The sequence below is a fragment of the Pseudomonas grandcourensis genome, assembly GCF_039909015.1.
Lineage (GTDB): Bacteria > Pseudomonadota > Gammaproteobacteria > Pseudomonadales > Pseudomonadaceae > Aquipseudomonas > Aquipseudomonas grandcourensis.
Genome location: NZ_CP150919.1, coordinates 3116923 through 3143278 on the forward strand (window position 1 = coordinate 3116923; position 26356 = coordinate 3143278).

At 60.6% G+C, this 26356-nt stretch carries 23 protein-coding genes; 1 reads left to right on the top strand and 22 read right to left on the bottom strand.

What is annotated here, in order from left to right:
• Positions 1–2 precede the first annotated feature (2 nt).
• From AABM52_RS13960 to arnB, 13 genes are all read right to left on the bottom strand, one after another.
• Positions 3–473: an LEA type 2 family protein gene (locus tag AABM52_RS13960; protein WP_347912350.1), complete on the bottom strand. Its 471-nt coding sequence runs from the start codon at positions 471–473 to the stop codon at positions 3–5.
• A 58-nt stretch (positions 474–531) separates the two neighbouring features.
• Positions 532–2004: a nucleobase:cation symporter-2 family protein gene (locus AABM52_RS13965; RefSeq protein WP_347912351.1), complete on the bottom strand. Its 1473-nt coding sequence runs from the start codon at positions 2002–2004 to the stop codon at positions 532–534.
• Between the two features lie 97 nt (positions 2005–2101).
• A complete protein-coding gene (locus tag AABM52_RS13970; RefSeq protein ID WP_347912352.1) occupies positions 2102–2809 on the bottom strand; it encodes an HPP family protein in 708 nt (235 codons plus the stop codon).
• Positions 2810–2968: 159 nt separating this feature from the next.
• Positions 2969–4147, bottom strand: coding sequence for an MFS transporter (locus tag AABM52_RS13975; RefSeq protein ID WP_347912353.1), 1179 nt, complete (start codon positions 4145–4147; stop codon positions 2969–2971).
• A gap of 89 nt (positions 4148–4236) precedes the next feature.
• Positions 4237–5820: a glycosyltransferase family 39 protein gene (locus AABM52_RS13980; RefSeq protein ID WP_347912355.1), complete on the bottom strand. Its 1584-nt coding sequence runs from the start codon at positions 5818–5820 to the stop codon at positions 4237–4239.
• 5 nt (positions 5821–5825) lie between these two features.
• A complete protein-coding gene (locus AABM52_RS13985; RefSeq protein WP_347912357.1) occupies positions 5826–7205 on the bottom strand; it encodes a UDP-glucose/GDP-mannose dehydrogenase family protein in 1380 nt (459 codons plus the stop codon).
• A complete protein-coding gene (arnF, locus tag AABM52_RS13990) occupies positions 7202–7603 on the bottom strand; it encodes a 4-amino-4-deoxy-L-arabinose-phosphoundecaprenol flippase subunit ArnF (RefSeq protein WP_347912358.1) in 402 nt (133 codons plus the stop codon). Before arnF ends, AABM52_RS13985 begins: the two co-directional genes overlap by 4 nt.
• The gene (arnE, locus tag AABM52_RS13995; protein ID WP_347912360.1) at positions 7600–7944 is read right to left on the bottom strand and encodes a 4-amino-4-deoxy-L-arabinose-phosphoundecaprenol flippase subunit ArnE; all 345 of its coding nucleotides are present in this window, start codon (positions 7942–7944) and stop codon (positions 7600–7602) included. Before arnE ends, arnF begins: the two co-directional genes overlap by 4 nt.
• A complete protein-coding gene (gene arnT / locus AABM52_RS14000) occupies positions 7941–9590 on the bottom strand; it encodes a lipid IV(A) 4-amino-4-deoxy-L-arabinosyltransferase (protein WP_347912362.1) in 1650 nt (549 codons plus the stop codon). The genes arnE and arnT (AABM52_RS14000) overlap by 4 nt, the downstream gene beginning before the upstream one ends.
• On the bottom strand, positions 9587–10471 hold the full coding sequence (gene arnD / locus AABM52_RS14005; RefSeq protein ID WP_347912364.1) for a 4-deoxy-4-formamido-L-arabinose-phosphoundecaprenol deformylase: 885 nt from the start codon (positions 10469–10471) through the stop codon (positions 9587–9589). Before arnD ends, arnT (AABM52_RS14000) begins: the two co-directional genes overlap by 4 nt.
• Positions 10471–12462 carry a bifunctional UDP-4-amino-4-deoxy-L-arabinose formyltransferase/UDP-glucuronic acid oxidase ArnA gene (arnA, locus tag AABM52_RS14010; protein WP_347912365.1) on the bottom strand — a complete coding sequence of 664 codons (1992 nt, stop codon included), beginning with the start codon at positions 12460–12462 and terminating at the stop codon, positions 10471–10473. The genes arnD and arnA overlap by 1 nt, the downstream gene beginning before the upstream one ends.
• Positions 12459–13478, bottom strand: a complete 1020-nt coding sequence (arnC, locus tag AABM52_RS14015; protein ID WP_347912366.1) for an undecaprenyl-phosphate 4-deoxy-4-formamido-L-arabinose transferase — start codon at positions 13476–13478, stop codon at positions 12459–12461. The genes arnA and arnC overlap by 4 nt, the downstream gene beginning before the upstream one ends.
• Positions 13475–14623 (bottom strand): UDP-4-amino-4-deoxy-L-arabinose aminotransferase, encoded by a 1149-nt coding sequence (gene arnB, locus AABM52_RS14020; protein ID WP_347912367.1) that lies wholly within the window; start codon positions 14621–14623, stop codon positions 13475–13477. The genes arnC and arnB overlap by 4 nt, the downstream gene beginning before the upstream one ends.
• Before the next feature lie 393 nt (positions 14624–15016).
• Here arnB and xerC point away from each other — a divergent pair, with 393 nt between their 5' ends.
• A complete protein-coding gene (xerC, locus tag AABM52_RS14025; protein ID WP_347912368.1) occupies positions 15017–15955 on the top strand; it encodes a tyrosine-type recombinase/integrase in 939 nt (312 codons plus the stop codon).
• Positions 15956–15959: 4 nt separating this feature from the next.
• Here the strand turns inward: xerC and AABM52_RS14030 are convergent, their stop codons facing one another.
• From AABM52_RS14030 to AABM52_RS14070, 9 genes are all read right to left on the bottom strand, one after another.
• A complete protein-coding gene (locus AABM52_RS14030; protein WP_347912369.1) occupies positions 15960–17030 on the bottom strand; it encodes an ABC transporter ATP-binding protein in 1071 nt (356 codons plus the stop codon).
• Entirely contained in the window at positions 17027–18625 is a 1599-nt protein-coding gene (locus tag AABM52_RS14035) for an iron ABC transporter permease (protein WP_347912370.1), read from the bottom strand. The genes AABM52_RS14030 and AABM52_RS14035 overlap by 4 nt, the downstream gene beginning before the upstream one ends.
• Before the next feature lie 4 nt (positions 18626–18629).
• On the bottom strand, positions 18630–19643 hold the full coding sequence (locus tag AABM52_RS14040; RefSeq protein WP_347912371.1) for an iron ABC transporter substrate-binding protein: 1014 nt from the start codon (positions 19641–19643) through the stop codon (positions 18630–18632).
• A gap of 270 nt (positions 19644–19913) precedes the next feature.
• Positions 19914–21635 (bottom strand): lipid IV(A) 4-amino-4-deoxy-L-arabinosyltransferase, encoded by a 1722-nt coding sequence (gene arnT / locus AABM52_RS14045; RefSeq protein WP_347912372.1) that lies wholly within the window; start codon positions 21633–21635, stop codon positions 19914–19916.
• A 182-nt stretch (positions 21636–21817) separates the two neighbouring features.
• On the bottom strand, positions 21818–22468 hold the full coding sequence (locus AABM52_RS14050) for a histidine phosphatase family protein (protein ID WP_347912373.1): 651 nt from the start codon (positions 22466–22468) through the stop codon (positions 21818–21820).
• Positions 22469–22752: 284 nt separating this feature from the next.
• The gene (locus AABM52_RS14055; RefSeq protein WP_347912374.1) at positions 22753–23310 is read right to left on the bottom strand and encodes a PqiC family protein; all 558 of its coding nucleotides are present in this window, start codon (positions 23308–23310) and stop codon (positions 22753–22755) included.
• 17 nt (positions 23311–23327) lie between these two features.
• On the bottom strand, positions 23328–25004 hold the full coding sequence (locus AABM52_RS14060; protein ID WP_347912375.1) for an MlaD family protein: 1677 nt from the start codon (positions 25002–25004) through the stop codon (positions 23328–23330).
• Positions 24985–25641: a paraquat-inducible protein A gene (locus tag AABM52_RS14065; RefSeq protein WP_347912377.1), complete on the bottom strand. Its 657-nt coding sequence runs from the start codon at positions 25639–25641 to the stop codon at positions 24985–24987. The genes AABM52_RS14060 and AABM52_RS14065 overlap by 20 nt, the downstream gene beginning before the upstream one ends.
• Positions 25638–26234, bottom strand: coding sequence for a paraquat-inducible protein A (locus tag AABM52_RS14070; RefSeq protein WP_347912378.1), 597 nt, complete (start codon positions 26232–26234; stop codon positions 25638–25640). The genes AABM52_RS14065 and AABM52_RS14070 overlap by 4 nt, the downstream gene beginning before the upstream one ends.
• Positions 26235–26356: the final 122 nt, after the last annotated feature.

Genomic DNA, 26356 nt, shown 5'->3' on the forward strand with positions numbered 1-26356 from the left:
GTTTAACGGCTGTCAGTGGTCGATCTCGGCAGATTGAGCGTGCCACTGTCCACGAAACGCGTCGTGTTGAACACCCCACCCGAGAGCTTGCCGTGCAGGATATAGGGCATGTTGTTCAGCGTTTTCATTTGGCTGATGCCATAGGTCTGGCGGATCACCGACAACGCCGAAACGCTGACCGGTACGCTTACGACGACGTCGGAAAAACGCCCGATTGTGCCCCTCTCATCGGTGACGCCGGAGGCGAATGGCTGGCCATTGATGTCCAGATCCAACGCAACCCCGCTGTAGGTGAGAATGTTGTCATTGGGGTTTTGCACGCGGATTTTTACGGCAAAACGCACTTCCATGCCTTCGCCTTGCAGGGGCTCGACACCCACGACGTTGATTTTCAACGGGTCTCGATTGGGCAGTGAGGAACAGGCGCTCAGGCAGAGCAGGAGGGAAATCAGGACCGTGTGGAGGCTGCGCATGGACGTGCTCTCATCTGAAAAAAGGCTGAACCGCCAGCGGCTCAGCCCTTGAGTCCGACTAGTGGTTCGACTGTGCGACCACCGCGGCCATTGCGGGTTCATCCCTGGCGGTCACATCGGGGTTCTGCATGACCTGAAGCACTGAGGCTTCCGGATCGAATTCGTCCTCTTCCAGTTCGATGAATTCCTCGGGCAGGAAGATATTAAGAACGATAGCGCACAGCGCGCCGACGGTGATGGGCGATTCGAAAATGTTGTGCAGGGCCTTGGGCAGTTCACGCAAGACTTCCGGTACGGCGGCCACACCCAGGCCCATGCCGATGGAAATCGCCACGATCAGCATGTTGCGCCGATGCAGGCCGGCCTCGGCGAGAATCTTGATCCCGGCCACTGCGACGGTGCCGAACATCACCAGCTCCGCGCCGCCGAGCACCGGTTTCGGCATCAGTTGCAGCACCGCGCCGATCATCGGGAACAGGCCAAGCACTACCAGCAATCCGGCAATGAAAAACGCCACGTAGCGGCTGGCCACGCCGGTGAGCTGGATAACCCCGTTGTTCTGGGCGAAGGTCACCATCGGCATGCTGTTGAACACCGCCGCCATGGCCGAGTTGAGGCCATCGGCGAGCAGGCCGGACTTGATCCGGCGAATGTACACCGGGCCTTTGACCGGTTGCCGGGAGATCATCGAGTTGGCCGTGAGGTCGCCGGCGGCCTCCAGCGGCGACACCAGGAAGATCACCGCCACCGGAATGAACGCCACCCAATCGAAGGAGAACCCGTACTTGAAGGGTACCGGTACGCTCATCAGCGGTACTTCGGGCAGGCTGTTGAAATCCACCTGGCCCATGAGCCATGCCACGACGTAGCCCAGGGTCAGGCCGATGACAATCGCCCCCAGGCGCAGAAACGGCACGTCCACCCGGTTCAACACCACGATGGTGCCCAGCACCAGCGCCGCCAGGGCCAGGTGGCTGGCCGCCCCCAGATCCTGTGCACCGAAGCCGCCGGCGATGTCGGTCATCGCCACCTTGATCAGCGATAGGCCCATCAGCGTGATGATGGTGCCGGTCACCACCGGGGTGATCAGCATGCGCAGTTTGCCGATGAACTGGCTCAACACCACTTCAATGAACGCGGCAAAAAAGCATACGCCGAAGATGGTCGAGAGAATCTCATCGGCGCCGCCGCCCCGGGCCTTGACCATGAAGCCGGCACTGAGAATCACACTGATGAACGAGAAACTGGTGCCTTGCAGGCACAACAGGCCCGAGCCCACCGGGCCGAATCGCCGCGCCTGGACGAAGGTGCCCAGGCCGGAGACGAACAGCGCCATGCTGATCAGGTAGGGAATTTCGCTTTGCAGGCCCAGGGCACTGCCCATGATCAGCGTCGGGGTGATGATGCCGACGAAACTTGCCAGCACGTGTTGCAGGGCGGCGAAGACGGTGGCGGTCAGATGCGGGCGGTCATCGAGGCCGTAGATCAGGTCGCTGTGGCGTGGAGCGGGGGCTTTTTCGGAGGCGGTCATGGTGGTTTGCGTGCCAGAAGGCGGGCCGGGTCAGAAAATGGAGGCGCAGGATGCCAGAACCGCCCGGCCACGGCAAAAGAACCTCCAAAACAGCGACTTACAGTCGAGGGGCGAGCACCTCGCCCACACTGCGGCGTTTGGCGTGCAGTTGGCTGGCCTGGATCAACTGTTCGAGGTCTTCGGGCGTGACGTCGTAGAACGCTTCCATGTCGGCCAACGCCAGTTTCAGGTCTTCGGCGGTGATGGCCTGACGGTCGAGCGGCGGATGATCGGCAGGAATCCTGGCCACCGCTTCGCTGGCACTCTTGGGGTAACGAACGCGGGTCAGGTTGTTGTAGGCCAGGGCGCAGAGCAGCATCGTCGCGGCGCTGAGCATCACCGGTCCAATGGCTCTCCAGTCCATGGCAATGGTTGCCGGATCGGCCAGCACCAGGGTCAGTGCCAATGCACCGGCCGGTGGATGCAGGCACCGCAGCCAGCACATCAGGATCAACGCCATGCCCGCCGCCAGGCAAGCGCTACCCAGGGTTCGGCCCAGTACATGGGCCACCAGCAAGGCAACCACCCCGGCGCTCAAGTAACCGCCGAGAATCGACCAGGGTTGGGCGAGCGCGCCTGAAGACACGGCAAACAACAGCACTGCCGATGCCCCCAACGGGCCTATCAGGTGCTGGGCCACCTCGATGCCGAACACCTGGCTACAGATCCACACGCTCATCAGTGTCCCCAAGGCCATGCCGATGGCGGCGCGGCTCCATTCGGTGGGGCGGGTGTTGATGGCGGCGGGGAACCAGCGAGCAAGCATTCCGAGAAAACTCCGGCAGAAAAAATCGAGGCAAAAAAAGGGCTTGGCTGGGGAACCCAGAAAGCCCTTGAAGGTGTTCCAACTGTTGGGGGAGGAACGCGCACAGTTTGACGTTCAATCGCGCTACTGACAAATTCATATTAATGAGCTTTCAGTGCATTAATTTTGCGTTAAAGCACCTCGGCGGCCACTTGTATAGCACAGCAAACCACCCAGGGCAGCGAGTGCACTCAAGGCATAAAACATCGTCGGCGCCGGAGTGTGCATCAACATGAAGCCGCAAATCACCGGGCTCAGCGCACCGCCGAGGGCAGCAAGGTTTTGCGCGCCGTAGTAGCTGCCGCGCAGTTCTTCGGGAGCCAGGGTGTCGACGAAGAGAAACTCGGCCGGGTAAATGATGATTTCACCGAGGGTGAAGATGAACATCGCCACGCACCAGCTCACCAGGCTGTCCGCCACGCTGAAGCCGATCAGTCCGAGGATGAACAGGCCGGTGCCGGCAACGATCCATTGGCGCAGTTGCTCGCGCTTGAGAAATCGCCCGATCTGGTATTGCAGCAAAATCACACTGACGGCGTTGCAGGCGAGCAGGGCGGCCATGATTTCCATGGTGTGCCGGGGATTGCTGGTCACCAGCAGGTACTGCGACAGGTAAAAGGTAAATCGCCCGTGGACCACGGTGCTGAGCAGGCAACCGGCGGTGAACAGGATCAGGGTGCGGTCGTTTTTCAGGGTGATCAGGGTCTTGAGGAAACTCTGCGCCTGGCCGCTGACAGGCGAGCGCGCCGGGTCCTTCGCGATCCCTGTCATCAGGAAAATACTGAAAAAGGCGATGGCCGCAGCGATCAGGAAGGGTGCACTGGCAAAGGCGCCGGCAATCAGTACACCGAGCATCGGCCCGACGGCGTACCCAATGTTGGTCAGTGTATAGCTCAGGGAAAACGCCTTGGCGCGCTGACCCACCGGGAGGTTGTCGCTGAGGATCGCTTTCGAACCGATGAGGAACAGCGATGAGGCGGTTTCGGTGACGATCAGGGTGATCGTGGTCAGATAGAGGTTTTCAGCAAAGCTCAGCAACACCAGGCCGACCGCGCTGGACGCCATCGAGAGAATCAGCAACCGACGTTTTTCGAAGCGATCGATGATGTAGCCGCCGTAGAGGGAGAGCAGGGTGGCGATGAACACCGCGACACCGAGCAGCAAGCCAACGTCCTGCTGGTTGAGGCCAAGCTTGTCGCTGACGAACAGTGTGAGCAACGGGCTGGTGATGGCGCGGCTGACGACGATGGTCAGCGAGCAGATCAGCAGGCGGCGAATGAGGGGGGAGTAGCTGGTCACGGCGCGAATATCCTTATTCGATCGGGCCGGCATCAGCCCGATCGTGAGCGCTACTCTAGCAGTCGAATACTCGGTCGTTGCAACGGGATTTACTTGAGGTGCAGCAGCACGAAATCGTTCTTGTCGAACCGCCCGCTCAACACCGGTGGCAATGCACCTATAGCCGTGCCTTGGAGTGCCTTGTAGACGTTCAGGTCCATCATTAGCCACGCCGGGCCCTTGAGGGCGTCAAGTTCCTGGGGTGAATCGGTGAACTCCGGTTGCAGGCCTTGATTGATGTTGACCATGAACTTGATGGCTTTGGCATCCTTGCCCATCGCGTGCATCACCAGTGGCGCGGGGTCTTTTTGCACGAGTTCAAACGCTTCGTGGCTGAAGGTCCGGGTGTCGTAAAGCTGTCGCTGGATGGGCTCGAACTGAAGGATATAGACCGACCAAAGCGCCAGGACCGCGCAAAGAGCGAAAATCTGCGCGCGCCAGCGCGGCTGCTTGAACGCTGCCAGGGCGATCGCTTGCAGCACGCCGAGAATGATGAACAACGACGTGAGATGGGCCACGTCTTCGGGGAATCTTCGCTGTATCACCAGCAAGGTCACGATCAGCAGCCCCGGGATCAGCAGCCATAAGCCCTGCATCAACACACACAGCCAACTGAACAGCCGACCTTGCACGGCGTAAAACGGATAAGCCGCCATGATCGCCGCCATGGGCAGCATCGGTAGCAGGTACCGGGCCTTTTTCGCCTGCGGGACGGAGAGGCCGACCATCACGATCAATCCGGCAGCTGCGCAGTACAGCGTCAGGCGCAATGCCGGGCCTGACTGCTGTCGGCCGGAAGCGGCGACCGCCACCAGCGCCAGCACTGCCAGTGGCCAGGCCAGTGAGTAGTTGCCTACCGAACTGGTGAAGTAATACAACACCTCGTTGGAGCCTTCGCTGCCGTCCATGCGTCCCATGAACTGCATGCGAATCACGTCCTGCAAGAAGGCCGCGCCGCCACTGACGTCCGCCAGCCACAACAACAGCCCGACGCACACCGCCAGCAGCACCGCTGCCAGCAATCCGAAGACGATCAGCCGTCGCCATTGGCGATTGACCAGAAAATAGCTGCACAGCATCCCCGTAGGAATGACCAGGCCGATGGGCCCACGAATCCAGAAACCCAGCATCAGCAAGGCAAAGATCAGAACCCAGCGACGCGGCGCCGCGAAGTGATCGGCGGCATAGCCCAGGTAGAACACGCTGAACGCGACGGCCGCCAGCATCAGGTCGAGGGAAACGGCGCGGGTTTCGGTGATGAAGGTGTTGGTCAACAGCATCAAGGCGATGCTCAGCAGCGCCCAACGTGTGGAGTAGGGTGCCAGCAGGCGGTACATCAAGGTGACGATGACCGCTGCGGCGATGGCGCTCGGCAGCCATGCGGTCAGGCTGGTGACCTGGCCGAACGGCAGTGAAAGCAGCCAGATGAATACCGTTGAAAGCCCCGAATAGTCGGCGTAGGGCTGGCCATAGGTCGTCGGAAAAAACGACGGTCCATTGCGCAGCATCTCCTGGGCGAACAGCACGAAGCGCGAATCGAAACCGATGGCTGCCTGCTGATACATCCCGGCGCAGAACAGCAACAGCGCCAACAGACCCAGCGCAAGGGACTGTTGGCGGATGTGAGGGATCATGGGGTTCAGGCGACCACGGCTTCGGTTGACCATTGCTGGTACGGAATCGGCAATTTGCGCGACTCGCCGCGGCCGATCGGGAAGTAGGTGAAGCCGATGCGTGCCAGGCGGTCCGCGTCGTACAGGTTACGGCCGTCGAAGATCACCGGGGCGTTGAGCCGCTGCTGGATCAGCTCGAAGTCCGGCGCCTTGAACTGTTGCCATTCGGTGCAGATGATCAGTGCATCGGCGCCAGACAGGACCGACTCGGGCGTACCCATGAGCATCAGTTTCGATTCATCGGGATACAGCTTCTGGGTTTCCTGCATGGCTTCCGGATCGAACGCGCGGACATTCGCCCCGGCGGCCCACAAGGATTCGAGCAACACCCGGCTCGGCGCATCGCGCATGTCGTCGGTGTTTGGCTTGAACGCCAGGCCCCACAAGGCAAAGGTCCTGCCACGCAAGTCGCCCTTGTAGAACGCGTTGATGCGCTCGAACAGCTTGTGTTTCTGCCGCTCGTTGATGGCTTCCACCGCTTGCAGCAGGTCGCTGGAGCAATGGGCCTCTTCGGCGCTGTGGATCAGGGCGCGCATGTCCTTGGGGAAGCACGAGCCACCGTAGCCGCAACCGGGATAGATGAAGTGGTAGCCAATGCGCGAGTCGGCGCCGATGCCCAGGCGTACCGATTCGATATCGGCGCCCAGGTGTTCAGCCAGTTCGGCGATCTGGTTGATGAAACTGATCTTGGTCGCCAGCATGCAGTTGGCGGCGTACTTGGTCAGCTCGGCGCTGCGCAGGTCCATGAACATGATGCGTTCATGGTTGCGGTTGAAGGGCGAGTACAGGTCACGCATCACCTCACGCACTTCTTCGCGCTCGCAGCCCACGACGATACGGTCCGGGCGACGGCAATCGGAGACGGCCGAGCCCTCTTTCAGGAATTCCGGGTTGGAGACGATGTCGAACTGCAGCGCGCGTCCGGCCTCGGCCAGGTATTTGTCCATGTGCGCGCGCAGGGCGTCGCCGGTACCGACCGGCACGGTGGATTTTTCCACCAGGATGGCCGGTTTTTCGCGATGGCGTGCCACGGCCTCGCCCACCGACATGACGTAACGCAGATCCGCCGATCCATCTTCCCGGGACGGCGTACCCACTGCGATGAACAGCACCTCACCATGCTGAACGGCGAATTTTTCGTCGTTGGTGAACTGCAACCGCTTGGCATCCAGGCCTTCGCGTACCAGGCTGGCCAGCCCGGGTTCGAAAATACTCACGTGGCCCTGCTTGAGCAGCTCGACTTTTTTCTCGTCCACGTCCATGCAGACCACGTCGTGGCCGACTTCCGCCAATACCGCTGCCTGCACCAGGCCAACATAACCGCTACCAAACACACTGATTTTCATGGGGCACTCCTTGATTCGGGCGCACGAGCAGGTCGAGAATTGATGGTAATGACGCCGAGGATGACCAATGCCACGCCAAGGCTTTTCGTAAGACTGAATGTTTCGTTGAACAGCGGCAGGCTGGCGGCCAGCAGGTACACCAGCGCGTAGCTGATACTCAGCAGCGAATAGGCGCGGCCCAGGGGCAGGTCCCGCAGGGCGACGAGCCAGCAGAGCATCGACAGGGCGTAGGCGAAGATGGCCAGGAGCACCACGGCAATCGCTGTCAGGTCGATGTGAGCGCTGAGCCATTGTTCGGGTTGTGGCAGGTGACTCATGCTCCAGCGCATGCCCAGTTGGGCGGCGCTCACCAGCAACACGCTGCCCAGTGCGAAGGTAATACCGCGACTCAGGTTCATGTGTGTTGTCCCAGCAGTGCCACGCCGCCGATCACCAGCGCTACACCCAGCCAGTGGCGACGGTCGATGGTTTCGTGGAACACGAAACGCGCCACCAGGGTGATCAGCACGAAGTTCAGGCTCAGCATCGGGTAGGCAACCCCGACTTCCAGGCGTTGCAGCACCAGCAGCCACACCAGCAGGCCCAGACCCAAAGAGGCCAGGGCCAGCCAAAGCCAGGGCGAGCGCAGTTTGTCCACCCAGCCGGATGGTTGGCCGCGCCAGCTTTCTACCGCATATTTCTGGGCAATCTGGCCCAGGCAGGTCAACAGACAGGCCACCAGTAGCAATAGCAGGCTCATGGTGTCGCCTGTGGAATGATCAAAATCACCAGATTGCCTTGTTCGTATCGCTTGCCTTCCTTAGGCAACTGATCAAGTTCGCGCAGCTCTTCTTCGCCCTTGACCCGCATGACCACACCCACCGAGCCTTGCTGGCGGGCGTCGTGCATCCACTGTTGCACCTGATCGGAGTTGACGCGCTGCTTAAGCGAGTCAGGATAGGCAAGGCCATATTTCAATTCGCCTATCGTGTTGAAAAAAGCCACCTCCGGCCGTTTCACCCGCCAGGACAAAGCCGACGCGGCCCCCAGATCGTTGCTCAACAATTTGGCACTCTGGCCAAGTTCCTGGGCGTGATCGAGGATGAATTGGTCAGGGGTCTTATTGGCGACGACGGAGTTGGGCAGTCCGGCGGGCAGCAAGGCGGCGAGCAACAGGCTGCCAAAAGCCGGCGCGGCCCAGCACTGCAACGGGCGGAAGGCTTGCAGCAGGTTGGCCATGATCCAGCCGATCAAACCGATGAACACCAACACCAGGTTGTGCAGTTCATGATCGTAAATCGGCTTTTTCAATTGCAGGTAAACCAGGGCCAGCAGGGTGACCACACCCACCACCAGGTTCAGCAGGCCGTTGATGCCCAGGGTGCGACCTTGCTCCAGCTTCAATCGGTCAGCCAGTGCATGGCCGAGCAACAAGGCCAGGGGCAGCATGCACGGCAGGATGTAGGCCGGCAACTTGCCCTTGCTGAGGCTGAAGAAGAACAACGGCATCCACAGCCACAGCAGCAGGAACGCGATATTGGACTGGCGTCGGGTTTGCCAGGCTTGCCTGAGCGCCGGTGGCAGCAAGGCAACCCATGGCGTGCTGAACGCCACCAGCAACGGCAGGTAGTACCACCACGGCGCATCATGCTGGGCATCGTCCCCGGCAAAACGGCGGATGTGCTCGTGCCAGAAAAAGAATCGCCAGTAGTCGGGCTCCTGGGCGTGTACTGCCAGTGCCCACGGCAGGCTGACGACGATGGCGACCACCACCGCCACGGGGCCGTAGACCAGCAGTTCACGCCAGCGTTTTTGCCAGATCATCCAGGGCAGGGCGATCAACACCGGCAACAGCCAGGCCAGGAAGCCCTTGGTCATGAAGCCCATGCCGCAAGCCAGACCCAGCACCGCCCACGCGACCAGGCGTTGCCCACGGCTCGTGCTGTCGAGCGCGAACCATAGCGCCACCAGGCTCAGGTTGACCCAGAAGGTGAATTGCGGATCGAGGTTGGCATACCCCGCCGAAGCGGCAATGACCGTGAAGCTCATGTAGAGCAGGGCGCAGGCGAAACTCTTGCGCGGCTCGTTCCACATCCGGCGGGCGATCAGATAGCACAGCAGCACGCCCAGACCGGTGCTTAGCGCCGAGGCGAAGCGCACCCCGAACAGGTTCTGGCCGAACAGCGCCTGACCCATGGCGATCATCCAGTAGCCGGCTGCGGGTTTTTCGAAATAGCGCACGTCCATGAAATGCGGCGACACCCAGTTGCCGCTCAGGAGCATGCCCTGGCTGATCTGGGCGTAGCGGGTTTCGTCGGGAATCCATAAGCCGTGACTGCCCAGCGGCAGCAGGTACGCCAGCGCCATCAAGGCCAGCAATAACGGCAAAGCCCAGCGTTTGCTCATGCGCCTTGCACTCCCAGCCAGCCTTCGCGACCTTCGAGCGCACCGCGTACCACGCGCCCGATCGGCAAACTGTCAGGGGCCTGGGGCAACAAGTCGCCCAAGGGTTGAAAACGGATGTCCCGCTGACGCGCATCGCTCAGCAGTTGACGGAAATCGTTGGCCATCAGAATCCCTTCTACCTCGGCATGGATCGTGTAGACGTTGAGTTTTTCCGGGGTGAACCGGTCCAGGATGAAACTGTTGAAATCTTTGGCTGCGACGCTCGGACCGACCACTTCGTCGAAGGTCGGCAGGTCCACCGGGATTTGCGGCGTACCCAACTGCCCATTGGCCAGTCGCGGCTGGAACAGACTCTGGCCACGACAATCGCTGTTGTAGCGAAAGCCGAAGCCCTGCTTGGCTTCGATCACGCGCTCGTCGGCACGCCAGCCGGCAACCGCCGAGCAGTCGACTTTCTCGCCGAGAATGTCGCTGAGCGTGTCTACACCCTTGCGGATCTGTTCGATGAGTTGCGCGTCGCTCCAGGTCCCGGCATTGGCCTGCCAGCCATGGTGATCCCAGGCGTGCAAACCCACCTCATGCCCGGCATCCCGGGCCTGGCGCATCAGGTGCCCCAGGTCGCGGCCGATCGGTTTTCCGGGCCATGCGGTACCGGCCAGCAGAATGTCCCAGCCATACAGGCCGGCTGCGTTGGAACGGAGCATTTTCCAGAGAAACTGTGGACGGATGAGGCGCCACAAGTGGCGCCCCATGTTGTCCGGCCCGACACTGAAGAAGAACGTCGCCTTGACCTGTGCTTCATCAAGGATTTCCAGCAACCGGGGCACCCCTTCACGGGTGCCTCGGTAGGTGTCGACATCAATCCGCAGTCCCGCCTGCATCAGCGCTTGTCCGCGATTTCGAGCATGGCTTCACGGAGGAAGAAGTCCAGGGTGTTGCCGATGGTTTCGCTCATCTCAACGGTCGGCGTCCAGTCAAGCAGACGTTTGGCGTTGGCGATGCTTGGCTTGCGGTGCGACACGTCCTGGTAACCGGTGCCGTAGAACGCCTTGCTCTCGATGTCGCGGAAACCGGCGAACGGAGGGAAGTTGGCCCGCAGCGGGTGAGCTTCGAACTGACGCAGCAGCTCTTCGCCCAGCTGACGGATGCTGGCCTCGTTATCCGGGTTGCCGATGTTGATGATCTGGCCGTTGCAGACATCGTTGTCGTTGTCGATGATCCGCGCCAGTGCTTCCACACCGTCGGCGATGTCGGTGAAGCAGCGTTTTTGCTCGCCACCGTCGAACAGGCGAATCGGCGTACCTTCCACCAGGTTCAGGATCAGCTGGGTAATCGCGCGGGAGCTGCCGATACGGGCCGAATCCAGGCGGTCCAGACGTGGGCCCATCCAGTTGAACGGACGGAACAGGGTGAAGTTCAGACCCTTCTGGCCATAAGCCCAGATCACGCGGTCCAGCAGTTGCTTGGAGACCGAGTAGATCCAGCGCTGCTTGTTGATCGGGCCGACGACCAGGTTGGAGTTGTCTTCGTCGAAGTTAGGGTCCTGGCACATGCCATAGACTTCCGAGGTCGACGGGAAGATCACGCGCTTGTTGTACTTGACGCAGTAGCGAACCAGTTTCAGGTTCTCTTCGAAGTCCAGTTCGAATACACGCAGCGGGTTACGGGTGTATTCGATTGGCGTGGCGATGGCCACCAGCGGCAGCACCACATCGCATTTCTTGATGTGATATTCGATCCACTCGGAGTGAATGCTGATGTCGCCTTCGACGAAGTGGAAATTCGGGTGGCTGCGCAGGCGCTCGATGGCGTCCGAACCGATATCCAGGCCGTAGACTTCGTAGCGGTCGTCACGCAGGAGGCGCTCGGACAAGTGGTTGCCGATGAAACCGTTGACGCCGAGGATCAGCACGCGGGTGCGACGCGGGGCGCGACCGGATTCGGCGCCGCGCAGCACGGAACCGTCCACCAGGCCCAACTCGTTGGCCAGTTGCGGGCCGCTCAGGTACAGACCGTTGTCGTTGCGCTGGCCGGCGTTGATGATCAGCGAGTCTTGACCGCAGGCGATGCGCAGCGGGTCGACGCTGATGACGCGGCCCGGCGCCAGGCCTTCGTTGCCCTTGGCGACTTCGGCGCTCCAGACAATCAGCTTGTGCTCGCCCACCGCGCAGAAGGCGCCCGGGTATGGCTGGGTAACGGCGCGGACCAGGTTGAACAGTTCTTCGGCCGGCTTGGCCCAGACCAGTTTGCCGTCGGCCGGGGTGCGACGGCCGAACACCGTGGCTTTGGATTCGTCTTGCGGTGTTTCAGTGGCCTTGCCTTGCAGCAGCGTCGGCAAGGTGTCGCGCAGCAGGTCAGAGGCCGCTGTGCGCAATTTGCCGTGCAGGCTCAGCGCGGTATCGCTGCGTTCGATCGCGACTTTCTGCTGGGCAACGATGGCGCCCGCATCGGCACGCTTGACCATGCGGTGCAGGGTCACGCCGGTTTCGGTTTCGCCGTTGACCAGCACCCAGTTGGCCGGTGCGCGACCACGGTAGCGTGGCAGCAGGGAACCGTGCAGGTTGAACGCGCCTTTGCGCGCAGTGGCCAGCAGTGGTTCGCTCAGCAGGTTGCGGTAGTAGAAGGAGAAAATGTAGTCGGGGTCGAGCTTGGCGATACGCTCGATCCACAGCGGATGGTTGGCATCTTCCGGTGCATGCACGGCAATGCCGTGGCGCGCGCACAGTTGCGCGACGGAGCCGTAGAACGCGTTCTCCTTCGGATCGTCGGCGTGAGTGAACACCGCAGCGATCTCGAAACCGGAGGAAAGCAGGGATTCGATGCCGGCGCAGCCAATATCGTGATAGGCGAAGACAACAGCTTTTGCACTCATGAAGGAACCTGATCTGAAGAAGTGGAAGTTAGGCCGTCGACAACAACAGCGGAAGTTGGGGAGGCGGGCTGGCTACGCAGCACCTTTTCAATGAAGAAGCGCGGACGTGCGCGCACGTCGCTGTACATGCGGCCCAGGTATTCACCCAGCAGGCCCATGCCGATGAATTGACCACCGGTGAAGACGAACAGCACGGCGAACAGCACGAAGGTACCGCCACCGGCCCAGCCGGCGCCGAACACCAGGCGCAACAGGACCAGCGCAACGGCGAACAGCATGCCCAGGGCCGCCATGCCGACGCCGACGATGCTCAGCAGTCGCAGGGGCGTGGTGGTCATGCAGGTGACCAGGTCGAACATCAGGTTGATCAGGCGCATGGGGCTGTACTTGGAGTCGCCGTGTTCACGCTCGGCGTGGGTCACGAGGATTTCCGTGGTATGGCGGGCAAAGCTGTTGGCCAGGATCGGAATGAAGGTGCTGCGCTCACGGCAGGCGAGCATGGCGTCGACGATGGTGCGACGGTAGGCGCGCAGCATGCAGCCGTAGTCGCTCATGGCCACGCCGGTGGAGCGTTGCACGGCGAGGTTGATCAGCTTCGATGGCCAGCGGCGCAGGGCCGAGTCCTGGCGATTGTTGCGCACCGTCGCGACGACGTCATAGCCAAGTTCGGCCTGCTCGACCAGGCGCGGGATTTCTTCAGGCGGGTTTTGCAGGTCGGCATCGAGGGTGATGACGACATCGCCCTTGCACTGCTCGAAACCGGCCATGATCGCGGCATGCTGGCCGTAGTTGCGGTTGAGGATGACCGCCACCACCGGGCTGCCTTCACGGGAGGCGGCGTCTTCCAGGATCTGCGCGGAATCATCGCGGCTGCCGTCGTCGACCAGAACGATTTCGTAGGGATGGGTCAATTGCTGGCACGCCGCTTCGGTGCGGCGAAGCAACTCTGGCAGGCTTTCCTGTTCGTTGTAGACCGGAATGACGATCGAAACGAAGTTGATTGGGTAAGGTCTCAAAGGCTTCTGTCCATGCAGTTTTCGATGGCACCGACGACGCGCTCGACATCTTCGGTGGTCATGTCTGGGAACAACGGGATCGAACACAGCCGCGCCGAATTCCATTCGGTGTTGGGCAGATACAGGTTCGGGTAGCGTTGTCGGTAGTAAGTGTGCAGGTGCGTTGCAATGAAGTGAATACCGGTGCCGATATTCTGTTCCTGGAGGGCTTTCATGAACGCTTCGCGATCCAGCCCGCAGCGCTCGGCATCAATGCGCAGGATGAACAGGTGCCAGGCGTGTTTTTGCGAATGGGCGGGGACGGCCAAGGGTTGCACCGGCAAGCCTTCCAGACGCTGCAGGTAGGTCTGTGCCAGTTGAGTGCGCTTGGCGTTGATCTCGTCCAGGCGCTCCAGTTGCACCAGCGCGATCGCTGCGTTGATGTCGGCCAGATTGTACTTGAAGCCTGGCTCGATCACTTGGGCCTGGGGCTTGCGGCCGTGGGTCAGGCGATCGTAGGCATCGACCCCGAGCCCGTGAAATTTGAGCATGCGTACCCGCGAGGCCAGGGCTTCATCGTCGCTGACGAACATGGCGCCCTCGGCGCAGGTCATGTTCTTGATCGCGTGGAACGAGAAAATCGCCGTGCCTTTGGAACCGACATGGCGGCCTTTGTAGAGCGTGCCGGCGGCATGGGCGGCGTCTTCGATCACGGCAATGCCGTGTTTGTCGGCCAGGGCGTAGAGCGGATCGAGATCGAATGCCGCACCGGCGTAATGCACCGGGATGATGGCTTTGGTACGCGGCGTGATCGCGGCTTCGATCGAGGCCACGTCGGCCATCAGCGTATCGCGGTCGACGTCGACGAACACCGGCGTGGCACCCAGCAGGGTGATCATGTTGGCGGTGGAAACCCAGGTCTGCGACGGTGTGATGACTTCATCGCCGGGGCCGATACCCAATGCCAGCAGGGTGATGTGCATCCCGCCGGTGGCCGAGGAAAGTGCCACGGCATGTCGGCAACCGACGTAGTTGGCGAAGTGTTCTTCCAGTGCCAGGTTCTTCGGCCCGGTAGTGATCCAGCCGGAGCGCAATACTTGCTCGACGGCAGCGATTTCTTCGTCGCCGATACTGGGGCGGGAGAAAGGGAGAAACGCCTGACTCATGGGTACCTCGGGGGCTGAACACGTAAATAGCCTTTGAGGCTAGAAAAGGATCCAAAAATCAGCATAGACGCTAAATCAGAATCTGCATCAAATCAACTAGTTACCGGATGGAGACGAAAAAACCGCGTTGGTTGACTTTTTTCGCCATGGACGGCAGGTTGGGCATCCATTTGGGTGGCGCCGAGTTTATAGAAGGTTATGCCCGATTTTGTGAAAGGAACATGAAAAAACGGTTGGGGAATCGTTTTATCTGAAAGCTATTAAGCCGCTGTTCAGACTTCTTCCGATTATCGCGTTTTTAGGAAAAGTCCTACGCAAGTATTGTCTTTTATTTGATGGTTATTTCACTTCTTAGTTGTTTCATTGAACTGTTTACATTCAAGGCCGTTTCGTTTGATTGACTTACCTGTTACTGATTTTCGCTCACCCCTGACCAATCCGCTGACCCTGTATCTGGCGCGACTGGCGCCGTCCAGCCAACTGACCATGCGTTATGTGCTGCAGGATGCCGCCGACCGCCTGGGCTTTGAGGACCACGATATCGAGGAAATTCCCTGGCACAACCTGCAGCCCGAGGACGTCATTGCGCTGGTGGCCACCTTGCGTTCGGACGGCTATGCGCCGAACACGTCTTCGCTGTACGTCAACGCGGTGCGCGGGGTGATGAACGAAGCATGGCGCATGAGCCTGATCTCTCAGGATCATCTGTTGAAGATGCGTTCGGTGAAGGGCATGGCCGGTACGCGGCTATCCCAAGGGCGCAATCTCAGGCGCACGCTCATCCAGGAACTGATGGCGGTCTGCGCCGCCGATCCGCGGCCGCAAGGCCTGCGGGACGCAGCAATCATCGGGATTCTTTACGGTTCGGGAATGCGCAAATCCGAATCGGTGAACCTGGAGTTGAGCCAGGTCGACTTCACCGAGCGCAGCCTGCGGGTGACGGCCAAGGGCAACAAACAGTTGATCAAGTACGCCCCGGCCTGGGCCTTCGCCAAGCTTGAAGCCTGGCTCGAGCTGCGCCGTTCGCTGCTCAAGGACGGCGAGCCGGACGACCCGTTCCTGTTCAACCGCATCCGCCGTGGCAGCCATATCACTCGGGAACGCATCACCAAACACGCGATTTACTACATCGCCCGGCAACGGGGTGCGCAGGTAGGGGTGAAAATCATGCCCCACGACTTCCGGCGTTCGTTCATCACCCGGGTGATCGAAGAGCATGACCTGTCGATTGCGCAGAAGCTGGCACACCACAGCAACATCCAGACCACGGCCAACTACGATGTGCGCGATGACAACGAGCGGCGTCGGGCAGTGGATCGGTTCGATCTGTAAGCGATTAAATCTCGCTCAGCACATGGGCGTGGCCAATGGTCGAGACCTGAACCGCGCTACCGGCCGGTGGCGCATACATGCCTGAACTGCGCACCAGCAGTGATCGGCCCGACTGCTCGTTGCGGGTCAATGGCTGGAGCTCCACGGTCAGCGTGCAAGTGTTGCCGCTGAAGTCCCGATCGGTGACCACGGCCCGGCAACCGCTGGCTTCCGGGTCGCTGGGGAGGATACTTGCCAGTTGCAGTTGTTCGGGGCGCAGCATGATCTGCGCCGAGCTGTTGTTGCGGTGGTTGTTGACCGGGATCCGCCCCAGGTCGCAATGGGCCCAACCGGCCTCGATGCGTGCGGGCATGACCACGGCATCCCCCAGGAACAGCGCGGTCTGTTCGTCTTCGGGATAGCGGTAAAGATCCAGCGGATGCCCAGACTGTACCAGTCGGCCATGACGCATCACCGCCAGCTGGTCGGCGAACGACAGGGCTTCACTCTGGTCATGGGTGACCAGGATGGTGGTGACGCCTGCGTCTTCCAGCAGCCGCGCAACCATCTTGCGCATCGCCGCACGCAATCCGGTATCGAGCGCCGAGAACGGCTCGTCCAGCAGCATCAGCCGTGGCTGTTGCGCCAGGGCTCGGGCCAGGGCCACGCGCTGTTGCTGGCCGCCGGACAATTCATGGGGCCAGCGCCCGGCCATCTTCGCGTCCAGCGCCACGCTGTCCATCAGTTCGGCGACGCGCTGCTGTTTTTCAGTGCCCTTGGTGGACAAACCGAAGCCGATGTTCGCGGCCACAGTCATGTGCGGGAACAGTGCGCCGTCCTGTGGCACGTAGCCGATCAGGCGTTGATGGGCCGGCACTTCGTGGGTGCCGTCGACCAGGGTCTGGCCATTGAGCGAAAGACGCCCGGAATCGGGGAACTCGAAGCCGGCAATCATCCGCAGCAACGTGGTCTTGCCCGAGCCGGACGGGCCGACGATGACCGTGCGACTGCCGCTGGGCACCGACAGGCTGACATTGTCCAGGGCGCAATGGGCGCCATAGGACTTGTAGAGGGCATTCAATTCAAGAGTGTTCATCGGCCAGCCGTTTTTTTCGATTGGTGATAAAGAAGTCCGGTCAACGGAAGTGACAGCACAACCATCAACAAGGCGTAGGGCGCGGCGGCTGCGTAATCGATTTCGCTGGTCAAGGCCCAGAACCCGGTCGCCAGGGTCCGCGTGCCGTTCGGAGCCAGCAGCAGGGTGGCGGTCAATTCGTTTGTGATCGCCAGGAACACCAGCGCCGCACCGGCGGCCGCACCCGGGGCAGCCAGGCGCAAGGTGATCAGCCACAGTGCCCGGGCCGGCGAGCGCCCAAGGCTGCGAGCGATGTTTTCCAGTTCCACCGGGGCCTGGGCAATGCCGGCGCGCAGGCTCACCAGGGCACGGGGCAAGAACATCAGCAGGTACGCCAGCAGCACGGTGAAGGTGGTCTGGTAGATCGGCCTGGCAAAATGGATCGTGACCGTCACCAGGGCCAGCGCCACGATGATTCCAGGCAAGGAACTGGTGATGTAGTTGCAGCTTTCCAGCACTCGTTGCATTCGACCGGGGTAGCGGATCGACAGCCAGGCAATCGGGATCGCCGCGCAGGTGGTCAGCGCCGCGCCCGCGATGCCGAGCAGCAGGGTTTGCTCCAGGGCGGGCAACAACTCGGCCATGTCCCAGACTTCAGCGCCGCCAGCGATGAGCCACTTGCCCAGGGTGATCAAGGGCACGCCCAGGGCCAGGGCGCAGGTCACCATTTGCAGCGTCAGCGAGAGTAGGGTGGATATCGGTTTCAGATAGACGACCCGTTGCTCCCGGGCGCTTCCCGAACCGACGCGAGCGTAGCGCGCGGAGCCCCGCGCCGCGGATTCGGCCGTCAACATCGCCAGGCAACACAGCGCCAGCACACTGGCCAGCATGTGCGCAGCCGCACCGTTGAAGGTCGATTTGAACTGATCGAAGATCGCGGTGGTAAAGGTGTCGAAGCGGATCATGGCGTACAGGCCATATTCGGCCAGCAGGTGCAGGCCGACCAGCAAGGCGCCGCCGCAGATCGCCAGGCGCAATTGCGGCAATACCACGCGGAAGAACACTTTCCAGGGTTTGAGCCCCATGGATTCGGCGACGTCTTCGATGGCCGGGTCGAGCCGGCGCAAAGTGGCCGCTACCGGCAGATACAGGAACGGGAAGTAGGCGATGACCGAAACCAGGACACCGGCAAACAACCCGTGAATAGGCGGCACCAGGCTGACCCAGGCGTAGCTGTGAACGAACGCAGGCACCGCCAGCGGCGCGGTGGCCAGCAACGACCACCAGCGGCGCCCCGGCAGATTCGTGCGTTCCGTGAGCCACGCCAGCGTCACCCCCAGCGCGACGCACAAGGGAATTGTCAGCAGCACCAGCAACACGGTGTTGACCAGCAGTTCACCGACACGAGGGCGGAACACCAGGGCCACAACGGTTGACCAGCCTGTCTGCAGGGACACGCCGATAACGTAAGCGATCGGTAGCAGCGCCAGTAATGAAACCAGCACCGACAAACCGATCACCCATACACCGCCACGTCCCGCAAATACTCCGCGGGATCGTCGACGCAAATGTGCGGGTGTCGCCTCAGCGACCCCCGCAGGCAGGGTTTCTGGCATCAATTTAGAGCAGTCCGGCCTGTGTCATCAGCTCCACGGCTTTTTTACTGTCGAGTTTCGAAGCATCGACAGCAGGCGCATCGAGTTGATTCAGAGGCACCAGTTTAGGGTTGGATTCAGCGCCTTTGCCCACGGCGTATTCAAACGACTTGCCGTTCTTCAGGACGGCCTGGCCATCCTTGCCGGTAATGTATTTGAGAAACGCTTGGGCTTGTTCCTGGTGTTTGCTGGAGGCGAGTACGCCGCCGCCGGAGATGCTAACAAAAGCGCCAGGGTCTTTGTGCTTGAAATAGTGCAGGGCGGTGTTCTTGCTGTTTTCGCCCGTCTTGGACTGATCCACCAGGCTGTAATAGTGGTAGATCACGCCGCTGTCGATCTGCCCGGCATTCACCGCCTTGAGGACCGAACTGTTGCCACGGTAGTTGGTGTAGTTGGTTTTCATCGCCTTGAGCCACTCCAGCGTAGCGGCCTCACCCTTTTGTTCGAGGATGGCCGCGACGATGGCCTGGAAGTCAGCGCCACCCGGCGATGCGCCCCAGCGACCCTTCCAGCTCGGCGAAGCCAGGTCCATGATCGATTTCGGCAGGTCGGCTTCCGGCAGTTTGCTCGGGTTGTAGACGAACACCGTGGAGCGCGCGGCAATCCCGACCCATTTGCCGTGGGCCGGACGGTAGGCGGAGTCAACCTGCTCCAGCGTGGTTTTGTCGACAGGCGCAAACAGCCGGGCGTTGTCGACCAGGACCATGGCCGGGGAGTTTTCGGTCAGGAACACGTCCGCCGGAGAAGCCGCGCCTTCCTGCACGATCTGGTTGCCCATCTCGGTGTCGTCGCCGTTGCGCAAGGTGACGGGAATACCGGTCTCCTGGGTAAAGCCCTCGACCCAGGTCTTGGTCAGGCCTTCGTGTTGCGCGTTGTACACCACGATACCGACGGAGTCAGCGGCATAGACCTGGCCAGCGCTCAGCAACGCGGTGGCCAGCAGGGCTTTTTTCAAGAACGAAGGGATTTTGGGAATCATTCTGCGGGCTGCTCCTGGTGCATTTTTTTGAAAATCATGCGCATTCAAACGCCAGTTAACCAATGCGAATCATTTGCATGTTTTTGAAGTGCGGGAAATGTAGAGATCCAAATGAGAAAATAACGTCAAAAAAACCGTTAATACATGTAATTTTCATTCAGATTAGCAGCACTGTGCCCGCTGTGGTTCGACTCGTCCATAAAAGGATGATCGTCGATCAGGAAATGACGCAGCTGCGGATGCCTGGCCCCTTTTTTTGCGTCTTGCCTGTCAGGGCTGGATTTGCGGTAAGATCAAGACCTGCATGTCGCCGCGCTGATAGCGCTTGCCATCGGTGGGTAGCGCCTCGACTTCCTGAATTTCGGCGACGCTGTTGACCCTCATCACCACCCCGACCGAGCCCTTCTTGCGTGCCTCGGTCATCCATCGCCCGACGTCTTGCTGGGTCACCTTGCGCGACACTGCAGCGGGATCCTGGAGGCCGTACTTCATTTCACCGACCACGTTGTACAGCGCAACATCCGGTCGCCCGGTCAGCCACGACAGAGCCGAGGCCGCTCCCAGGTCGTTGCTCAGCAGCGAGGTGGTCTGGTTCAAGCTGTCCAGGTGTTCGGAGATAAACCGGTCGGGCATCTTGCTGTCGACGATCTGGCCCGGCATGGCGGCGGGCAGCAGCGCCACCAGCAGCCAGATGCCGAGGGCCGGCATCGCCCATAACGTCAATGGCCGCAGGATTTGCAGGGCGTTGGCGATGATCCAGCCCAGCAGCACGATGAACGCCAGGGACAGGCTGAACATCTCGGTATTCTCGAAAATCTCCTTGCGCAATTGCAGGTAAAGCAGCGCAACCATGGCCGTCGAGGCGATGATGACGTTGAGCCAACCGTTGAAACGAATGGTCCGTGATCTGGATTGTTCCAAAAGGCCGGTCAGCGCGTGACCCATCAGCAGCGCCAGGGGTAACAGGCAAGGCATGATGTAGGTCGGCAGCTTGCCGCTGCTCATGCTAAAGATCGCCAGTGGCAACAATAACCAGAACAGGAGAAAACCGCCGACAGGCTGACGCTTGTTGTTCCAGGCCTGGATGAATGTCGTCGGCAACAACGCAGTCCAGGGCAGGGCGGAAACCACCAGCATCGGCAGGTAGAACCACCACGGACGGGCGTGTTGCGCATTGTCGGCGGCAAAGCGGCGTACGTGCTCGTTCCAGAAGAAGAAATTCCAGAAATCCGGTTCCTGATGATGGATGGCCAGCGCCCAGGGCAGGCAGACGGCCGCGGCGACCGCAACTGCCAGTGGCCCGTATCGCAACAACTCGCCGATGCGGCGCTGCCAGACCATGTAGGGCAGGGCGATCACTGCCGGCAGCAGCCAGGCCAGAAAGCCCTTGGTCATGAAGCCCATGCCGCAGGCGATGCCCAGGACCACCCAGGCGCCCAGGCGGGCACGCGTCGTGCGGCTGTCGATGGCAAACCACAGGGAAACCAGACTCAGGTTGACCCAGAGGGTGAACTGCGGATCGAGGTTGGCGTACCCGGCCTGACCGGCAATCAGCCCGAAGCTCATGTACAACAGTGCGCAGGCGAAGCTTTTGCGCGGATCGTTCCAGAACCGGCGGGCAATCAGGTAAGTCAGCCACACACTCACCCCGGTAGACAATGCGGACGCGATGCGCACCCCGAACAGATTGTCGCCAAACACCGCCTGACCGATGGCGATCATCCAGTACCCGGCAATGGGTTTTTCGAAGTAACGAAGGCCCATGAAGTGCGGCGAGATCCAGTTTCCGCCCTGCAGCATTTCCTGGCTGATCTGGGCATAACGGGTTTCATCGGGAATCCACAGGCCGTGGCTCATCAGCGGCAGCAAGTAGAACGCGATGAACGCCATGAACAAGGCCAATAGCATCCAGCGCTCGCTGGCAGGTGCCGTTGGGGCGTGAAGGGAGGAAGAATGGCCGGTAAATTTGGGCAGCGGCTGATTTGTCGTCATGACTCGACCTTGGCGCCGGGGCGGCAGGTTAAAAAGTAATGGGTAACTTGCTGGAGACAAAGTCGGAATGATATTGAACAGCGAGAAGTTGTTTTTATACTTCTCGCTGATTGTTCAGGTGTCATTCAGTCAACTTTCAAATAACTTGTTTCAAAAGTTGTCGATCTGCAGTGGCCAACGTTTCATTTTTGTAAAAGAGTGTTCCAGTCTTCGGCATTCACAATGCCAAGTACTTGCAGTTGACCATTGCCATCGATGTGGACAAACAACGCGCTGCCGTACTCGGCATCTTTCGCCGAATGCCTGAGGCCAGTCTGCTTTTCAAAGTCAGCGATGCAACCGCTGTGGGTCACCAGCACCAGGTTGCGATGGGCCACCTTGTGTGCCACGACATCGTTACGCAGAGTCGTGCCGCAGGTCGCCAGCCATTCCTGGGTCCGCGGGTCGCTGTTGAACATGTAATGCGCCGTCTGCACCGTGCGTGTAACGGGGCTGGTCAGGATATCGGTCTGCGCCAGCCCCAGGCGCGCCAGGCCCTGGCCAACACCGGCCGCCGCTTCACTGCCGACACGGGTAATGCCGTCAGCCGGGCCCAGGCATGGGTTGCTGGAACGGTCGCAGCGCTCGGTATGACGAACCAGTACCGCGATCTCGCCGGCGCTCCAGTGCTGGAGCAATCGGGCCCGGGCTTGCGCGTCCTCTTCGGCCAGGTTGGTCGGGGATTTGGGCCACAGGAAAAATCCGGTGGCCAGCACGGCGACGGTCAGTGCACCAATGGCCACGACCGATCTGGACAAGCGCGAAGACGGTTTACGCGAGACAGAGTTGACCAAGTTTTTCCACCATTGGGGCGCCAGGGAAGTGCTGCTGGCAAAGCCTGAAACAGCACCAAAAGATCCACCGAGATTAAGTCCGGTGAATTAACTGCAGCGAAAGCTACCTCTCGGCAAGTGTCAGAGCAGTGAAAGGAATGTGAAAAAATTGCAGGGGAGGGTACCTCTAGTCATTAGTTGGTAACTGGGAATTGTTATCTTTTTCTGTTGCCGGGATTTACAGCGGAGCACAGAAGGGATGGATCAACGGCGAACTTGTCGCCGTTGATCCGGGGGCGACGGGTTCAAGGCGCAGGGCAGTTTGCCTGTGGTCTGACGGCCGCCTGGCTGATCAGCGCGGCCAGGCGCTTGACGTTGTTTTGCTGGGCAAGCACCAGGTCATCGATGGTCGCGCCCGAGGGCGTTTGCAAGGTGCTGCGGCAAATCATCCGGGGCGTGTCGCCGGTGCCGGCACTGCGCAGGCGCCATTCCACGTCCATCAAGGCGTACTGGCCGGGGACCGAGTCAAAACGCTGCACATCGATCCGCACCGAATGGCGGCCTTGTACAGGGCTGTTGCTCAGTTGATCAACCAGAGCACTGCGCAATTCGTCCACGAGGGTGGCGCCCCACCATTGGGTTTCCAGGATCGCCAGGCCACTGTTGCCCTGGCGAATGACGATCTGCGCACGATCGACCTGGGGCGGCACGCTGATCGTCTCGATCTGAATCACCCCGACGGTGGTCCTTGAGTGATTGCCCTGCTGGGTCGGGGTCAGGGTATGGAATTGAATCGGGTCACTGCGGCAGGCGGCGAGCAGCAACATCGCGGTGACCAAGGTGAACTTCAGCGGTAAAGCCATGGGTGTTGCTCCTGTGTTCAATTGCGCGGTGGCCCTTGCAGATCCACGGGGGCGGCATTGTTCGGACGGCCGCGAAGCAGCGATTCCGGATGCCGTCCCAGGTAATCCGAAAGATCACGCAAGGATCTCGACGTGCGTCCCAGTTCATCCAGGGTCTGCCCCAGTTTTTCCCGTTGCGGCGAATCGTCGGCCAAGGTCGAACTGGCCGACTGCAGGGTCGAATTGGCGGTTTCCAGGGTCTTGCTGACATCCGACAGGGTGGTTTGCACGCCGGGCAGGATCTTGCCGTTGAATTGCATCATGCCTTTGCGCAGTTCGACGAGGTTGCCGTCGAGATTGCCGGCAATACGCTCGATCGGCAGCTTGTTGATCTTGTCGACCATGGATTCGAGTTTTTCCTGCAATTGCTCGAGGCTGCCGGGAATGGTCGGAATCACGACCGGGCGTGCGTTTGCATCGAAGGCGACTTTGTCGGCCTTGGGGTAGAAGTCCAGGGCAATGTACAGCTGGCCGGTCAGGAAGTTACCGGTGCGGGCCTGGGCACGCAGGCCGTTTTCGATGAAGCTGCCGATCAAGCGTACGCCGGCGGCTTCGTTATTAGGGTCATGATCGAGCGCCTTGAGCATTTTGATGTGGGCCTGGCCCAGGCGCTGCGGGTAGATCACGATACCGACGTTGATTGGAAAGGAACGTTTTTTCTCGTCGTAATCCAGATTGACTGCCACTACCTTGCCGATTTCCACACCGAGGAATTCCACCGGCGCGTCGACCTTGAGCCCGCGCAGTGCCTGGTCGAAGCGCATGGCCAGGTACTGCGGCTTGCCGTTTGGCGGGGCGAGGGCGGTTTGCTGGTCTTCGAACAGTTCGTAGGCGTACTCCGCGGCAGCCGGCTTATCGTTGGGGCTGTAGTCTGGCGCGCGGAAGGCAATGCCGCCCACCAGCAAGGAAGACAAGGATTCGGTCTTGACCGCAAAACCGTTGGCGCCAACGTTCACGTCAATGCCGCTGGCGTTCCAGAAACGGGTGTTTTCGGTGACGTATTTGTCATTGGGGGCATGGATGAACAGTTCTATGTTCACGCCCTTGCCATCCGGGTCCAGCGCGTAGGCCACCACCTGGCCCACGGGGATCTTGCGGTAGTAGACGGGAGAGCCGATGTCCAGCGACCCCAGGTCCTGGGTGAACAGGGTGAAACGCTTGCCCGGCTCGCCGTAGGTGATGGGCGGCGGGTTCTCCAGCCCTGTGAAGTGCTTTGCCCGGCCGTTGGCCTGGCCGATATCGGCACCGATGTAATCGCCCGACAGCAACGTATCGATACCGGACACGCCGCCCGCGCCTATGCGCGGCCGCACGACCCAGAACTGCGAGTCTTCGCGGGTAAAGCTTTCGGCCTGCTTTTCCAGCTTGATGGTGGCATTGACACTCTTCTGGTCATTGGCCAGCTCCACATCGGAGACATGACCAATCACGACGTTGCGGTATTTGACCTCGGTCTTGTTCGCGGTCAGGCCGTCACCGGTCTTGAACGTGATAACGATGGTCGGGCCTTGCTGCAAAATGCTGTGAACCACCAGCGAAATACCCACCAGCACCGCGACGATCGGGACGATCCAGACCAGCGAAACGCTGAAGCGGCGGGTCTTGATCGGCGCCGGCCCGGGGGCTTGCGGCCCGTCAGTGGCTTGTGACTTCATCCGTGACCTCCTCATTGTGTGGGTTTTCCCGTTCTTTATCCCAGATCATGCGTGGATCGAAACTCATTGCCGACAGCATGGTGAACACCACCACCAATCCGAAAAACAGAATGCCCGGGCGCGGTTCGATATCGGCCAGGGCCTGGAATTTCACCAGCGAGGCCACCAGGGCGACCACGATCACATCGAGCATCGACCAGTAACCGATGACCTCGACGAAGCGGTACAGCGTCGACCGTTCTTTTCGTGCCCACTCGCTGTCCCGTTGCACGGTGACCAGCAGCAGCGTGATGGCGACGAACTTGATGCCCGGCACCGCGATACTGGCAATGAAAATGATCAGGGCGATGTCCCAGGCTCCTGCCTCCCAGAACTCCAGCACGCCGCTCATGATCGTGCTGTCGGCGCCGTTGCCGACCATTTCGGTGTTCATTACCGGCAACAGGTTGGCCGGGATATAGAACACCAGGGCCGCGATCATGAAGGCCCAGGTGCGTGCCAGCGAATTGGTTTTGCGCCGGTGCAGCGGCGCACCGCAACGCTCGCATTCGTGGGGCTCGAAGGTCATGTCGCAGGCCAGCCCGCAGGTGTGGCAAAGGCACAGGTTGAGCTCGTCGGCGTAAGGAGGCGTGCTCATACAAGGTCCCATAGTTCGCGTATGTCGCGCCCGGCGATGCGAATCATCATCAGGCTCAGGGCAGCGAGGGCAAACAACCCGATGCCGGGCAGCACATCGAGCAGTCCGGCGAGCTTGATCACCGCGACCATGGCGCCCAGCAGGCAGACTTCGAGCATGCTCCAGGGCCTGAGGGTTTCCAGCCAGCGCATGCAGAACTTGAATCCGGGCGAGCGTCGCCCACTGAGGGCGAAGCCCAGCACCCAGATCAGCAGCAGCAACTGGAAAATCGGCGCGATGATCATGGCGATTGCCGCCACCGTGGCGATGAAGGTGATTGGCCCCAGGCTCAGGGCCAGCACCGAGTCCCAGAGCGTTGCGCTGTTCTTCACGCCTTTGAGGTTGATGCTCATCACCGGATAGAAATTGGCGAATATCCAGAGCATCAACGCGGTGAAGGTCAACGCAAGACGCTGTTCCACCGTGAGGCCGTTATAGCGCTGAAGCACGCCGCCACAGCGCGTACACAGGGTCTTTTGATGTTTGGCGAGCGTTACTTTTTGGTACACGCTGTCGCAGTGCTCGCAGATGATCAGCTGATCAGTAGTTGCCATGGGTCAAGCTCAACAGAAGGCAGGAAGTTCAGAGCACCCCCTCAATATAGAAGTGACTCGCAATTGAGCAAATCGAAAGTCGCAACCTGAACACTATCTGCCGCCGGTGATGACATGACCCA

Bases quoted from the DNA above. Each gene is read 5' to 3' on its own strand.
- arnA (WP_347912365.1), bottom strand. From the start codon at position 12,462: ATGAGTGCAAAAGCTGTTGTCTTCGCCTATCACGATATTGGCTGCGCC.
- arnB (WP_347912367.1), bottom strand. From the start codon at position 14,623: ATGAGTCAGGCGTTTCTCCCTTTCTCCCGCCCCAGTATCGGCGACGAA.
- arnT (WP_347912372.1), bottom strand. From the start codon at position 21,635: ATGACGACAAATCAGCCGCTGCCCAAATTTACCGGCCATTCTTCCTCC.
- AABM52_RS14035 (WP_347912370.1), bottom strand. From the start codon at position 18,625: ATGCCAGAAACCCTGCCTGCGGGGGTCGCTGAGGCGACACCCGCACAT.
- AABM52_RS13970 (WP_347912352.1), bottom strand. From the start codon at position 2,809: ATGCTTGCTCGCTGGTTCCCCGCCGCCATCAACACCCGCCCCACCGAA.
- AABM52_RS13985 (WP_347912357.1), bottom strand. From the start codon at position 7,205: ATGAAAATCAGTGTGTTTGGTAGCGGTTATGTTGGCCTGGTGCAGGCA.
- AABM52_RS14060 (WP_347912375.1), bottom strand. From the start codon at position 25,004: ATGAAGTCACAAGCCACTGACGGGCCGCAAGCCCCCGGGCCGGCGCCG.
- AABM52_RS13980 (WP_347912355.1), bottom strand. From the start codon at position 5,820: ATGATCCCTCACATCCGCCAACAGTCCCTTGCGCTGGGTCTGTTGGCG.
- AABM52_RS14055 (WP_347912374.1), bottom strand. From the start codon at position 23,310: ATGGCTTTACCGCTGAAGTTCACCTTGGTCACCGCGATGTTGCTGCTC.
- AABM52_RS13960 (WP_347912350.1), bottom strand. From the start codon at position 473: ATGCGCAGCCTCCACACGGTCCTGATTTCCCTCCTGCTCTGCCTGAGC.
- AABM52_RS14065 (WP_347912377.1), bottom strand. From the start codon at position 25,641: ATGAGCACGCCTCCTTACGCCGACGAGCTCAACCTGTGCCTTTGCCAC.
- arnT (WP_347912362.1), bottom strand. From the start codon at position 9,590: ATGAGCAAACGCTGGGCTTTGCCGTTATTGCTGGCCTTGATGGCGCTG.
- AABM52_RS14030 (WP_347912369.1), bottom strand. From the start codon at position 17,030: ATGAACACTCTTGAATTGAATGCCCTCTACAAGTCCTATGGCGCCCAT.
- AABM52_RS14070 (WP_347912378.1), bottom strand. From the start codon at position 26,234: ATGGCAACTACTGATCAGCTGATCATCTGCGAGCACTGCGACAGCGTG.
- AABM52_RS14040 (WP_347912371.1), bottom strand. From the start codon at position 19,643: ATGATTCCCAAAATCCCTTCGTTCTTGAAAAAAGCCCTGCTGGCCACC.
- arnD (WP_347912364.1), bottom strand. From the start codon at position 10,471: ATGCAGGCGGGACTGCGGATTGATGTCGACACCTACCGAGGCACCCGT.
- AABM52_RS13965 (WP_347912351.1), bottom strand. From the start codon at position 2,004: ATGACCGCCTCCGAAAAAGCCCCCGCTCCACGCCACAGCGACCTGATC.
- arnF (WP_347912358.1), bottom strand. From the start codon at position 7,603: ATGAACCTGAGTCGCGGTATTACCTTCGCACTGGGCAGCGTGTTGCTG.
- arnE (WP_347912360.1), bottom strand. From the start codon at position 7,944: ATGAGCCTGCTATTGCTACTGGTGGCCTGTCTGTTGACCTGCCTGGGC.